At 55.7% G+C, this 13,203-nt stretch carries 12 protein-coding genes; 2 read left to right on the top strand and 10 right to left on the bottom strand.

Annotated features, from left to right (window positions below):
• Positions 1 to 8: 8 nt before the first annotated feature.
• The 7 genes from hisD to WCK51_00545 form a co-directional block, all read right to left on the bottom strand.
• Positions 9 to 1,325 carry a histidinol dehydrogenase gene (hisD, locus tag WCK51_00575; GenBank protein ID MEI7575360.1) on the bottom strand — a complete coding sequence of 439 codons (1,317 nt, stop codon included), beginning with the start codon at positions 1,323 to 1,325 and terminating at the stop codon, positions 9 to 11.
• On the bottom strand, positions 1,322 to 2,581 hold the full coding sequence (hisE, locus tag WCK51_00570; protein MEI7575359.1) for a phosphoribosyl-ATP diphosphatase: 1,260 nt from the start codon (positions 2,579 to 2,581) through the stop codon (positions 1,322 to 1,324). Before hisE ends, hisD begins: the two co-directional genes overlap by 4 nt.
• Complete coding sequence (hisF, locus tag WCK51_00565; GenBank protein MEI7575358.1) at positions 2,578 to 3,330, bottom strand: imidazole glycerol phosphate synthase subunit HisF; 753 nt, start codon at positions 3,328 to 3,330, stop codon at positions 2,578 to 2,580. Before hisF ends, hisE begins: the two co-directional genes overlap by 4 nt.
• Positions 3,324 to 3,914, bottom strand: coding sequence for an imidazole glycerol phosphate synthase subunit HisH (gene hisH / locus WCK51_00560; GenBank protein ID MEI7575357.1), 591 nt, complete (start codon positions 3,912 to 3,914; stop codon positions 3,324 to 3,326). Before hisH ends, hisF begins: the two co-directional genes overlap by 7 nt.
• Positions 3,911 to 4,765: an ATP phosphoribosyltransferase gene (hisG, locus tag WCK51_00555; protein ID MEI7575356.1), complete on the bottom strand. Its 855-nt coding sequence runs from the start codon at positions 4,763 to 4,765 to the stop codon at positions 3,911 to 3,913. The genes hisH and hisG overlap by 4 nt, the downstream gene beginning before the upstream one ends.
• A 168-nt stretch (positions 4,766 to 4,933) precedes the next feature.
• Complete coding sequence (locus tag WCK51_00550; GenBank protein ID MEI7575355.1) at positions 4,934 to 6,403, bottom strand: M20/M25/M40 family metallo-hydrolase; 1,470 nt, start codon at positions 6,401 to 6,403, stop codon at positions 4,934 to 4,936.
• A gap of 13 nt (positions 6,404 to 6,416) precedes the next feature.
• Positions 6,417 to 6,995 carry a hypothetical protein gene (locus WCK51_00545; GenBank protein ID MEI7575354.1) on the bottom strand — a complete coding sequence of 193 codons (579 nt, stop codon included), beginning with the start codon at positions 6,993 to 6,995 and terminating at the stop codon, positions 6,417 to 6,419.
• Between the two features lie 105 nt (positions 6,996 to 7,100).
• Here WCK51_00545 and WCK51_00540 point away from each other — a divergent pair, with 105 nt between their 5' ends.
• On the top strand, positions 7,101 to 7,601 hold the full coding sequence (locus tag WCK51_00540; protein ID MEI7575353.1) for a DUF2314 domain-containing protein: 501 nt from the start codon (positions 7,101 to 7,103) through the stop codon (positions 7,599 to 7,601).
• Here the strand turns inward: WCK51_00540 and WCK51_00535 are convergent.
• Entirely contained in the window at positions 7,598 to 8,110 is a 513-nt protein-coding gene (locus tag WCK51_00535; GenBank protein ID MEI7575352.1) for a hypothetical protein, read from the bottom strand. The genes WCK51_00540 and WCK51_00535 overlap by 4 nt on opposite strands.
• Before the next feature lie 50 nt (positions 8,111 to 8,160).
• On the opposite strand from WCK51_00535, the gene WCK51_00530 reads away from it, so the two are divergent.
• Positions 8,161 to 9,234, top strand: coding sequence for a Gfo/Idh/MocA family oxidoreductase (locus WCK51_00530; GenBank protein ID MEI7575351.1), 1,074 nt, complete (start codon positions 8,161 to 8,163; stop codon positions 9,232 to 9,234).
• Here WCK51_00530 and WCK51_00525 read toward each other — a convergent pair.
• Both WCK51_00525 and ppdK read right to left on the bottom strand, forming a co-directional pair.
• Entirely contained in the window at positions 9,224 to 10,270 is a 1,047-nt protein-coding gene (locus tag WCK51_00525) for a S41 family peptidase (GenBank protein MEI7575350.1), read from the bottom strand. The two genes, WCK51_00530 and WCK51_00525, sit on opposite strands and share 11 nt — an antisense overlap.
• A 101-nt stretch (positions 10,271 to 10,371) precedes the next feature.
• Entirely contained in the window at positions 10,372 to 13,044 is a 2,673-nt protein-coding gene (gene ppdK / locus WCK51_00520) for a pyruvate, phosphate dikinase (GenBank protein ID MEI7575349.1), read from the bottom strand.
• Between the last annotated feature and the right edge of the window lie 159 nt (positions 13,045 to 13,203).

Raw genomic sequence — 13,203 nt, 5'->3', positions numbered from 1 at the left:
GAACTACTTTACTTGAACCTGATTTGAACTGAGTCTCTGTGGGCTGTTAATCCCTCCGCGTTGGCGATCTCTGAGACAATTGGCTCGAGCTGTTTCAATCCCGTCCGGGTGACTTCCTGAAATTGGATCGTCCGCATAAACGTCTCAGGGCTAACCGCCGAGGCGTATCGCGCTGCACCGCCCGTAGGAAGGGTGTGGTTAGTTCCCGTGGCATAGTCGCCCGCTGCGACCGGAGAGAATTGGCCGAGGAAAACCGAACCGACGTTCCTGAGCTTTGACAGAGTTTCAGAGGGGTTTCCGGTTTGGATTTCGAGGTGCTCGGGGGCGTATTCGTCAACGTAGTTGAGCAGTTCTTGTTCCGTTTCAAATACAAGGATTGCCGAGTAGCGATCAAGCGCCTTTTCGGCGTAGGCTTGCCTGTCCATTTCTTGAAGCTGAAGGTCAATATGGGATCGGATTTCCAGCGCTACATGGTGGGATGTTGTAACTAGCACCCCTGCAGAGTCTGGACCATGCTCGCATTGACCTAGAACATCGGCGGCAATGAACGCAGGATTCGCTGTCTCGTCAGCGATGAACATCGCCTCACTTGGTCCAGCAAACATGTCGATCCCGACTCGGTCGGAAACGAACAGTTTGGCGGCTTGAACGTAAAGGTTTCCCGGTCCTGCAATCTTGTCGACCTGCGGAACGCTCTCGGTTCCGAAGGCGAGAGCCCCTATGGCGGCGATGCCGCCCACCCGAAAGATTCGATCCGCACCCGCCTCGTTTGCGGCGACGATGATCGCCGCCTCACTTTCCCACGGGCACGGCGGAAAGGTAACGACAGCGATTCCAACTCCGGCAGCTTTCGCTGCGACTGTGAGTATCTGAGCAACCGTCGGCAGGGGTGCCTTTCCAGCGGGAACGTAAAGCCCGGCCCGAGCGATGGGCACGCGGCGGTAGCCCGCCCGAACGCCTTCGATCTGCACTGTCTCCCATTCGCCTAGAAGTGTTGAGGCGTACTCGGTGTGGAACTTTCGCGATAGAAAAACTTGCTTCCGGATGGCCTCAACCAGGCTTGGCTCAAGCGATTCGTAGGCTCTGGAGATATCCTCGGCGGAGATTTCCATGCGGAAACTACCTGACTCTTGCCATCCAAGTTTGCCTTCCTTCTGATCGAAGGTTCGGATATAGTCGAGCACTGCCCCATCACCTTCTTCTTCGATCCGCACAAGCCACTGCTGAACCGTCGGCGCGATATCAGTCAGCGAGGCCTGACTTCGGCGCATCAGCCGCTTGCGGTCGGCTTCACCTAGTGCTGAGTAGTTGTATATAGGAATCATGCCTTTCGGTCGCCTCCCCGTCGGGTGATTTTCTTACTTCGTCGGTCAAGTTCTCGCTCGACTTCGGCGTGTGAAATGCCGTTTTGGGCTAGTTTCGCGGTCACGAAGTAAAGAAGGTCAGCTGCTTCTGCGATAATATGCTCGCGGTCGGTCGCCTCGGCGAGTTCCTTGGCTTCTTCGGTCAACTTACTCTCAAGTAATCCTTCTTCGGTGAACAGGCGAGCCGAGTAGGAACCTGCTGGAGCGTCCATCTTTCGGGATTCAAGGGTTGACTCCAGGACAGGGAGGCCGCCCAAATCACCCCAGCACGAGTCAGTCTGCTTGTGGCAGAACCCGCTTCCAGATTGCCTGACGGTGAACTTTAGAGCGTCCCGGTCGCAATCCAAATCAATCCTCAGTAGCTCCTGAACCGCCCCGCTGGTCTCGCCCTTTCTCCAAATCTCCTTGCGCGAGCGCGAATAGTAAATTCCACGCCGCTCTTTCGCGGCGAGCCGCACAGACTCTTCACTGCTCCAAACCAAACCTAAAGCCCGTCCCTGTTCGTCTGCTACAACAGTTGGCCAAAGCTGATCCGGAAGTCTTCGTTTGAGGGGCGAAAGAACGCAGTCGATGTAGTCGACCTTGCGTGTGTAGAGCGCCATTCCGACCTGAACATCGATCCCCATCGCGTCCAATTCAGCCACCTCATCCACCGTCGAAAGCCCACCTGCAACTGTCAAAGGCACTTCTCCACAAAGCTCTTTGAGAGCACGGCAACGGTCCATATCCATCGTCACCATTCGTCCTTCGCGCTCAACAAATGTGACCAAGAACCCGCCAACGTGGTCACGAAGTTCGGCGATTCGCTCTTCGATTGGCTTCCTGGTGTTGGTTTGCCAGCCATCCACCACGACCTCGCCATGCACCGTATCCAGCGCTGCCATCACGCGGGCTCGCGGCAATTGAGAGCAGAACTGAGGGGTCGCCTTAGTGCCGATAATCACCTGGAGTGCACCGGCATCCAAATAGAACAAAGCGTCCTCCAGAGTGCGAATTCCGCCGCCGACTCGGCAACGGTGATCTTTCAGAATCCCGACAATTGTATCGCGATTATTGCCCGTTCCGAGTGCGGCATCCAGGTCGATCACTCCAATCTCTCCGGCAATCCCAAACTCCCGTGCCCAAGCGCGTGGGTCCCCGCCGTCAACGGCGAACTCTTTACCGCCGATCAGCTGTACGGCCTTGCCGCTTTGAAGGTCGATGCTTGGAATGATCATTGTCTTATCGTGATTCCTTTGCCCGCCAGATGGGCTTTAATATCGGAGATATGCAGGTTGTCGTAGTGGAAAATCGATGCGGCGAGGGCCGCGTTAGCCCCGGCTTCGAAGGCGTCGAAGAGATCGTCTGCAACCCGTGCGCCGCCGCTTGCGATGATCGGAATGGAAACCGCCTCGCTAGCGGCTCGAAGCAACTTGAGATCGTAGCCCTCCTTGGTCCCATCCCTATCAAAACTAGTTAACAGAATCTCTCCTGCCCCCAGTGCTGCGACTTCGCGACACCACGCGAGGGTGTCGATATCTCGAACATCTCGTCCTGCTCTCGTAAGCACGCTCCATCTGTCGCCGATCCACTTGGTGTCAATTGCGACCACCGTACACTGTGCCCCGAACGCCTCCGAAGCCTCACGAATCAACTCAGGGCGATCCACTCCGGCGGTGTTGATCGAAACCTTATCGGCACCCGCATCAAGCAGGGCCTCGATATCCCGAAGTTCGCGAACCCCGCCGCCAACCGTCAGCGGAATCGCGAGATCAACCCGCACAGCGCGAATCGTGTCGAGCTGGTTTTGCCGCCCTTCAACTGTCGCGCCAACGTCCAGAATGACAATCTCGTCCGCGCCTTCATCCTGGTAGCGCAAGGAAAGCTCGACAGGAGAACCTGCATCCTTCAGGCCCTGAAAGTTGATGCCCTTGACGACACGACCGTCGCGGCAATCCAGGCAGGGGATGATCCGTTTGGTTACCATTGAGCCCACCTATCTAGAAGCGAAGCTCCGACGGCTCCGGAGATTTCGGGGTGGAACTGGACCGCCGCAACTCGGCCCTTCCGAATTCCCGCGAGGAACGATCCGCCATGATCACAAGTGGCCGTTTCCCACCCCTCCGGCGCCTCTGTAGCGCGAAAGGAATTGGCAAAGTACACGTCTCCATCAGCAAAAAAATCGGACGACGAAGCAATCTGATTCCAGCCGAAGTGAGGGATGACGACTCCATCCGGGAATCGGGTGACCGCACCTGGCACGACTCCTAAACCGGCAACTCCTGGCGATTCTTCGCTCGATTCAAACAGCAACTGCATTCCCAAACAAACCGACAAGAACGGCCGATCCGCCGCGATCCAGTCCTGCAGTGGCTCCACCAAACACATTCTGTCGAGAGCAGACATGCCAGCGGCAAATGCTCCAACGCCGGGAAGAACCACAGCTTCTTGCCCCTCCAAATCGGCCGCCGAACCGACCGCAACCGGCTCCAACCCAGCCCGACGCAACCCAGCAAAGATGCTGGCGGTGTTCGCCACGCGAGTATCGATCACCCCGACGACGCGGCTCATGGGATGACGTTCGATATCGCTGAAACCACGATATCGGTGCCCCCTTTCGCCTTGATCAGCGGAATCAGCGTCACCAAATCGGTTCGCTTGACCGCCGATTTCACGACGAATCCTGCGTCTCCGTGAAGCGCAGCCACCGTCGGCTGACGCATGGACGGCAAGCAGGCCGCCACTGCTTCCAGCGACTCTCGGCTCACGTTGACTTCAACCATCACCCGGTCACGAGCATCCAAAACCGATCGAATCAAAAGCACAAAATCCTCAATCCTTCCTCGCAGATCAGGGTTTGCCATTGCTTGCTGGCTGGCAAAAAGCGCGGTCGAAGACTGCATCAGCTCATCGATGATTTGCAAACCAGAGGCCTTGAGGGTCTCGCCAGTTGAGGTGTTATCGACGATGCAATCCGCATCTTCTGGTGGAAAGACCTCAGTCGTTCCGTAACTCCGAATGACCTTCGCGTCCATCCCTTTGAGGTCAATCCAATCTTGAGCAAGCTGAACATACTCGGTCGCGATCACCAGCGTTCGGCCCTGATACGCCTCCGCCGACGGAAATCCGGAAGGCGCCGCGGCAACAATTCGAACTTTGTCAAAGCCGGTGTCCAGCAGATGAACCACGTCCGCCCGTTTCTCGCGAACCCAGTCATGCCCGGCAAAGCCGATGTCTCGGCGACCAATCGCGAGCATCTCCACGATATTCTGCGTCTTCAGAATCTTGGTATCAAACCCTTCAGCGCTGAGAGTCGGTCGGTAGGAGCGCGGCCCGCCCGAAATGCGGATTCCCGCTTCCTCAAGAAGCTTGTACACGTTTTGCTGAATGCGCCCAGTTGGGAGGGCAAGTTTAAGGTTCATATTCAAATTGTGAGAAGAGAAGGGGAAGTGGCTCGCGCGGAACGGCAAACCAAAAAACATCATTGCGGCAACTTAGGCGCAATGATGATGGATATGGTGGTGATGGTGAAGACTCAGCATCAAGACCCCTCTAGTCTTGCATGCTGAATCCTACGTTGTCAACCGCGCTTACTTCTTCATCAAAAGCGCAGCAAGCCCCGGAACGCCGTCTGGATTGAGCTTGTACTCGAACTTTGGATAGCGAGGAAGCATTGTCTCGGCGTTGGCGACCTGGAGGCCGACGACCGCGTGGGCGACCGACGACTGGACCATGTACATGGGGATCACGTACTTCATTGTGTCGTGCTGGGTGTGGTGGATGAAGTTGTAGTCCTGAGACCCGTACTTCTCGGAACCGGTTTCGAGGGTGAAGAACCCGGGCACGCCGACCGCGTTGAAGCTGTCCTGGTCGGAACCAATCTGAGTCTTGGGGTTCGTCCGCTCGGTGTAACGCATCGGCAAATCTGGGAATGCGGCGACGACCTGATCCATCCCTCGTTGAAGGATTGGCTTCATGTCGGGATGACCGTTATAGCCGCCGATGTAGTTGCTTCCGCCGTCATCCACGAATACCGCGCTGATCTTGTCCAGCTCTTTTTCGTGCTGGATGACGTAGCTTCGTGAGCCATAAAGCCCTTGCTCTTCGCCGCCCCAAAGGATGAATCGAATTGTGCGTTTAGGCTTGGCTCCTGCTTTCAGGAGTAGCCTAGCTGCTTCCAGAGCGGTGCAAGAACCGGTGCCATTATCCGAAGCTCCAACTGCTCCCGGTCCATCCCAGCTATCAATGTGCCCGCTGATGATCACCACCTCGTCCGGCTTCTCGGTGCCTTTGATTTCGGCGATTACGTTGTTTTGAACAACTGGCCCTTTGCGGAACTTCTGGTCCAAATTGAACTCTAGTTCAACCGCTTTGCCTTCCGCCATCGAAGCCTTCAGAGCGTCCATGTCCGACTTGCGAATCGTCACGCTTCGGTCCATCGGGTGCTTCTCGAAGGTCTTATCTCGGAAACTTCCGGAAGTGATGACAAGCTCGCTTCGCGAGGCATAGACGCGCCCCGCGATTCCGAGTCCATCAATTGCGGCATCCAAATCGATCTGCGCCTGTACCTCTGGCGAAGGCGCATCTGCCCCTGGACGTGAGCGCCGTGGCTGACGATCCATCACCACCCATGCTCCTTTCAACTTTTCTTTCATCGCGTCTAGCTCTGCTTTGTCCTTCGGGCAGGCGATAGCCAGCCCCTTCATGGCTCCCTTCGTGCCTTCGGTCCAGCTTGGCGAAGTGAACTCAAACTGACGAGCAACCGGGGTGTTCATCCGCCCAAAGGAGTTTCGGCCACGATCAAACCCAACCGGAATCGAACCCCAAGGTTCTAAATGCACATTTGTGCAACCGGCCTTTTTGAATTGATTCGCCATCCAGCGTTGGGCTTGATCGAGGTTAGAGGAAGACGTCAGGCGCGGGCCGAACTTAGATGTCAAGTCCTGGAGCGACTTCATCGCCTGCGAGTTCGATTTCGCCTCATTGACGATCTTGGCGACAATTTCGTCGGTGGACTGCGGAACGTATGAGAGCGCGAGGGCAAAGGCGGCGAGGGTCATGTTAAGTCGCAGATTACTTCATCGGAAACGACTCAATCACCTTGTAACTCATTCCGCTAGTGGAGGCAAACGCACTCAGAAGATCAATTGAACTCACAGGCAGGGGGCTGAGAACGGGCTGCTCCGGAATCTTGAGTGCGCGACCTAGGGCGACCCGGAGTTGCTCGCTTTCGGTTTTGAGCCGCCCTAACGTGATGTAGTTTTGCAAGTTCTTGATGTCCTTAGGGGGAATAATCGGTGCGACTTGCTGTTCAATGGCCGTCGCGATACGCATCAGAGCCCCGCTATAAGTTTCGTCAAAGACCAGCGACACATAGCGGGGCTGAATCAGGTTTGGCACCCCGGAAAATCCGGCGAAGTTGGCTTGGAAGTGATTAATGTTAGCGACGAATGGACCGAGCTTGTCTTTAATCGCAGCCGCCGTTGAAACCCCGACTTCACCGACCGGCATCAGCGGAACGATCCACTCTCCGGGCTGACTCCACCGAACATCCAGAATCCCCGGCTTGCGTTTGATGAGCAAGAGAGCTTGTTCCAGTTCCTGAACTGTTGACTCCGGAAGCCGGATTCCGATGGTGATGCGGTTGATCATGTCCATGGCGTTTTCCTCATCATAGCGACTTGTGCGGCATACGTCCAGTTCCCCGGTGTTATTGAATGGGTTGTCAAGAATCTAGTTGGGGAGTAGAATGCGCCCATGCTAGCTGTTTGGATCGCCTTAGGTGTCGTCTTCTTTCTTGTATTCATGAACTTCGTTCGAATGCGCTCCATGCCGGAGACGTTGACCCGAGTTGATCCAGATAGCCCAGAAATGGTCGAAGCCGTCGCCAACGCCCGAAAGACCCTGCCGTATTTCTGGGACAAGCGAGCCTCGGCCCTGAACCCCGAGGACTATATGGTCAAAGCTGCCATCGAAGATGGCGCAATGGTTGAGCACTTCTGGCTCGAGAACCCCGTCATCGAAGGCGAGTCGGTTAGAGGAAAACTAGGGAACGATCCTGGAATTGTTAAAAACGTAAAATTTGGCGAACTGGTGACGGTTCCAGAGTCAAAGATTTCAGACTGGATGTACTCCGAAGGCGACAAAATGCACGGTAACTACACGGCCCGAGTTCTGGCGAAACCGCACACGATGGGGAAGGCCCAGTATGAGCAACTGATGGCGATGTTTGCGCCGCTGCCGGACGTTGAGGGCTAGTCAGGGTCAGGTTCGATTCGGATAAGAGCACGGACTGAATCAGTCAGCGAAAACCTTTCGATATGTAGGAATGATCCGTCGACGTAGATTAGATTCTCTGGTTCCTCCAGAGACGCGAATCGCTTATAATTGAGTCTAACTCGTAGTCTGCAAATTGTTGGGTCGGTCAGGTTCCCCGGAACAATCATCGCGACGCGCCACTGGTTATCGATTTCGTAGTCGACCCACAGCTCTGGGTCAGTGTCTCCCTGGTCCGATCTTGGAATCTTGTTCTCAGTCATCCATGACTCGATTTCGACACGCTTCTGCCATTGCTCCTCTGTTGGAACATCAATATGGATGCGGTTGGGATCTACAACGAATCTGATTCCAGAAGACCTTTCGTTCACCGCCTGCGCTAAGATCGCATCGACCAGCCGAATGATCGGGGCATCGTCCCTTGTTTGCCATTCTCGGAGCCAGGGCGAAGGTTGGGGTTCCCGATCCTCACCAAAAAGGAAGCCTAACACAATCAAATTCTACAATCAATTCCTCTTGGATCAAGCGTAAACTGCGACTCATGGACCTCTCTCGACGCGAACTTCTTGCAGCCTCTAGTTCTGCTCTAGGAGCCGCCGCACTCGGCAACCTCGGACAAGACAAACCCGTCGGCTGGGCAGTGCTTGGTCTCGGCGGATACGCCACCCGAAATATCATGCCGAACTTCAAGCATTGTAAGCACAGTCGGCTGGTGTCCCTCATCACTGGCTCGCCTGAGAAAGGGAAGATGTACGGTGCACAGTACGGCATTCCTGAGAACAAGATTTACGATTACAAGAACCTCGAAAAGATCGCCAACGACCCAGATATCGACGTCGTCTACGTGATCACCCCTCCCGGCACCCACCACGAGTTCGTCATGCGAGCCCTCAGAGCGGGCAAGCACGTCAGCTGCGAGAAGCCGATGACCGGCGATTTGAAGCAAGCCATTGAAATGGTCGAGGAAGCCAAGAAGCGAAACAAGCGACTCGGCGTTGGCTACCGCTGTCACTTCGAGCCTCACAACCTGGAAGCCCAAAGGCTTTGCAAGGAAGGCAAACTTGGCACCATCCGTTACATCCGCAGCGACCACGGCTTCACATTAGGCGACTGGAGCCAGTGGCACCACAAGCGCGCCATCGGCGGTTTCGGCGCGATCAGCGAGATTGGAATCTACGCCATTCAAGCGATGTGCATGTTCGCCGGAGCCGACCCGATCGAAGTCACCGGAACTCGCGACAAGAGCAGCAACAAGCTCTTCAAAGAAGTCGAAGACTCCAACCACTTCACCCTCGTCTTCCCCAACGGAATTACGGGCCAAGGCGCCACCAGCTATAGCTGGAATGCCAACAACGTCCGCATCTACGGCAACGCCGGACGCATTGACGCCGAACCCGCCACCGGCTACGAAAACCACCAATTCACCCTCAACGGCCAGCCGATCATTCCGAAAGAGTCCAACCAATGGGCACTCCAAATGGACCATCTGAGTCAGTGCATTCGTGACCCGAAAATGACCCTCAAGACCGGCGGCGATATGGGCCTCCGCGACGTGAGGATCATGGATGCGATTCTGCGATCAGCTGATGCGGGTGGAAAACCGATTAAGCTTTGAGCCGAGCCAGAGCGCCGCTGAGGGCCGCCTTGTCTGACGGGTCTTGGGTGGCGGACATCAGGTTTTCTAGCGCGAGCTTTTGAGCCTCGACCAGCGATTCCGTGATCGAAGCCTTAATCTCTGGCACCACGCCAACCTTCTCCCAGTTCGTGCCCGTCACTGGATTTCGGCCCTGGGCGAAGGGGATAAGGCTCATGAAGTGATCGTTGATCCGAAAGAAGTTGCCCATATTCGCGATTCCGTAGCTCTTCGATCCAATTGTGGTGGATCGCTTGTAGGCTTGAAGGTTATAAGCCACACTCTCGCCGGCTGAACCGGTTGCTCCGCTGATGAGAACGTAGATTGGTTTCGTGTAGCGGAGTCCCATCGTGTTCTTCGACGACCAAACCGCAAACTTTTTATCCTGCAGTCGGTCGTAAACGTCCCAGAACTTGACCGGTGCCTTCGGGTCAAAGAAAATGCTGGTGAAGAAGTCAGCAGTCTCACTGTGCCCGCCGCGATGCTCGCGGAGGTCGATGATCATTGCGTCTGTATTGGAAAGGAACTTCATCGACGCCTGTATGGGACGCTTAGAGTCGGCAAGTTGGAAGAACTGGTTGATCTTGACGTAACCGATGTTGCCTCCCAGCCGCTCGACTTTGGTAAAGCCGGCGTTTGTCATGCGCATCATCTTCTGATCCTGGGCAATCTCCTCTTGGCTCGGCTTCATCCGCTCCTGCCTCGGCGGGAGCTTTTCAGCTGAATACCGGATCGAGAGATGCCCGTCGGTCACCTGCCCCCTCATGATTGCGTTGATGCGATTTGCGAACTCCTCTCCAGAGCTGACTTGCTCGTAATCGGGTGTGAGTTTCCACTTGTCAAACTCCGCTCCGATGCGCTTGGCAACATCACGGTGGACATAAGAGCGATCCAACTCCCGAGCAAACTCGTTGAGAGTTTCAGCTTTGAGCGTCTCGGTCAGTTCGGTTGGTTGAGCTAGAAGGGTGACAACGTAGAGAGCAAACATAATGTTGGTGGCGAAGGCACCACATAACATGGAGCTGTTCTAAGCACTAAAGGTTGACCCAATGTGCTTCGTCGGTGTAAAAAAGGGCCCCGCGCAATCTGCGCGGGGCCATAAGCTCTATTTGAACCCGCTTACTTGTCGCGCTCGGCGCCGCCTTTGCTGGCAAGGATCGCAGCCTGTGCCGCCGCGAGGCGAGCGATAGGCACTCGGAACGGGGAGCAGCTGACGTAGTCGAGGCCGATCTTGTTGCAGAACGCAATCGATCGGGGCTCGCCGCCGTGCTCGCCACAGATTCCCATCTTGAGGCCTGGCCGGACCTTTCTGCCCTTCTCAACCGCAATCTCCATCAACAAACCAACGCCGGTCTGGTCGATGGACTCGAACGGATCGCCGGGGAGGATCTTCTGGGCCACGTATGGCTTGAGGAACTTGTCCGAGTCGTCTCGCGAGAAGCCGAAGGTCATCTGTGTAAGGTCGTTAGTTCCGAACGAGAAGAACGAAGCCTCAGCTGCGATCTCGTCGGCGGTGAGAGCACCGCGAGGAACTTCGATCATGGTGCCGAACTCGTAAGGAATCTCGACGCCTTGCTCTTCGACAACCTTCTTAGCGGTTGCTTCAAGTCGCTCACGAACGAAGCGAAGCTCGTTCACGTGGCCGACGAGAGGAATCATGATCTCAGGCTTAGCCTTTCCGCCCGCCTTGATCACGAGAGCGGCGCCTTCGAGGATTGCTCGAGTCTGCATCTCGACGATCTGAGGGAACACGATGCTGAGTCGGCAGCCTCGGAGTCCCATCATCGGGTTGATTTCGTGCATTCCTTCAACGGTGTGAAGAAGCTCTTCTTTCGCCGTGTCTGGCTTGCCGCTTGCCTTTGCAACCGCAACTTCCTCGATCAACGAAGCCAAGGAAGGAAGGAACTCGTGGAGAGGAGGATCGATGAGGCGGACCGTCATCGGCATCCCCTTCAGGGCTTCGAAGATGCCCTTGAAGTCTTCGCGTTGGAAGACCAAAAGCTCGTCGAGAGCTGCCTTTCGCTCGGCATCGTTCTCAGCAAGGATCATGCGCTGAACGACCGGGCGTCGCTCGCCTTCGAAGAACATGTGCTCGGTTCGGCAGAGACCGATTCCTTCGGCACCAAACTTGATTGCAAGCTCGGTGTCTTCTGGGGTGTCAGCGTTGGTTCGAATACCGAGGGTTCGCTCGGAGTCAGCCCAGCCAAGGAAGGTGCCGAACTCGCCGGTCATCATCGGAGGCTCTACGGGAACGCTACCGTTGATGACTTCACCAAGGGTTCCGTTCAGGGAGATCAGATCGCCTTCCTTGATGGTTCCGCCAGCGTAGGCGAACTCCTTCTTACCGGCGTTAACCGAGATTTCGGAGCAGCCAGCAACGGTTGGGATACCAAATCCACGAGCAACGAGCGCGGCGTGCGAGGTCATTCCACCCTTTTCGGTCAGAACGCCTTGTGCCGCGAGCATTCCCTTCAGATCGTCGGGCGAGGTCTCAGCGCGAACCAAGATCACGTTCTGACCAAGTCCGCCCTTTCCGAGCTCAGCAGCCTTTTCGGAGTCGAAGATAGCGATACCAGTCGCCGCACCAGGACCTGCGGGAAGACCCTTGGCGATGGTTGCATACTTGGTTCCCGGAGCGATGACCGGAAGAAGGCAGTGGTTCAACAGCTCAGGATCGACTCGGAGAAGAGCCTGGTCCTTGGTGATAAGTCCTTCGTTGACCTGGTCAACCGCGATCTTGATCGCGGCTGGTCCAGTTCGCTTACCGGATCGGCACTGGAGAATGAACAGCTTGCCGTGCTCGATGGTGAACTCGATGTCCTGCATGTCCTTGTAGTGAGCTTCGAGCTTCTTACAAGTGTCATCAAACTCTTGGTAGATCGCAGGGTTTGCCTTCTGGAGGTCAGCGATCTCGAGCGGGGTGCGAACGCCGGCAACGACGTCTTCGCCCTGTGCGTTCATCAAGTACTCGCCGAAAACAACGTTCTCGCCAGTCGAAGCGTTTCGAGTGAACGCAACGCCGGTTCCGCAGTCGTCGCCTCGGTTTCCGAAGACCATTGCCTGGATGTTGACCGCAGTTCCGATCTCGTCCGGAATCTTCTCCTTCCGTCGGTACACGATTGCTCGGTCGTTGTTCCAGGAGCGGAAGACGGCCTCAACGGCTTCTTTCATCTGAACGAACGGATCCTGTGGGAACTCCTTTCCGGTGACCTTGAGGACGTGAGCCTTATACTGCTCGCAGAGCTTCTTGAGGCCCTCTGCATCGACTTCAAGATCTTCCTTAACGCCGAGTTCCTTCTTCAGGTCAGCAAAAAGGTGCTCGAAGTCGTGCTTGGAAATGTGCTCGTACTTATCGGAGTAAGCAACGTCCGACAACATCATGATGAGGCGGCGGTAGCTGTCGTAAACAAATCGAGGATCGGAGACTTTGCAGAGCGCATCGACGATTTCGTCGGTAAGACCAAGGTTCAAAACGGTGTCCATCATTCCCGGCATCGAGAACTTAGCACCGGATCGAACCGAGAGAAGAAGCGGATTGGAAGCATCGCCAAACTTCTTGCCGAGGTCCTTCTCAACGTCGGCGAGAGCCGTCGTCATCTCTTCCATCAGGCCAGCCGGAAGCTGTCGCCCTGTGGCGTAGTATTCGGTGCAAACTTCAGTGGTAATCGTGAAGCCAGGAGGGACAGGAAGACCGATATTGGTCATTTCGGCAAGGTTTGCACCCTTACCACCGAGGAGGTCACGCAGAGTTGCGTTACCCTCACGAAACAGCCAGACGCGCTTGTTACTCATAAGGTGAATCTATTTCTCCGAATTACATTGCAAACGCCCGGCATCATCGGCGAGCACACAACTTTTCGAAGGCAGTTTACCTGGTAGCACAGTGGGCACTTTGCACCCCCCTATATGCTCTTAACCAAGGGGAGTAACATGAACCAATGTCCAGAAGGT

The sequence above is a fragment of the Armatimonadota bacterium genome (assembly GCA_037138755.1).
GTDB lineage: Bacteria > Armatimonadota > Fimbriimonadia > Fimbriimonadales > Fimbriimonadaceae > Fimbriimonas.
The sequence above is the reverse complement of the archived record's forward strand: the minus strand, read 5'-3'. Positions and strand labels throughout refer to the sequence as shown.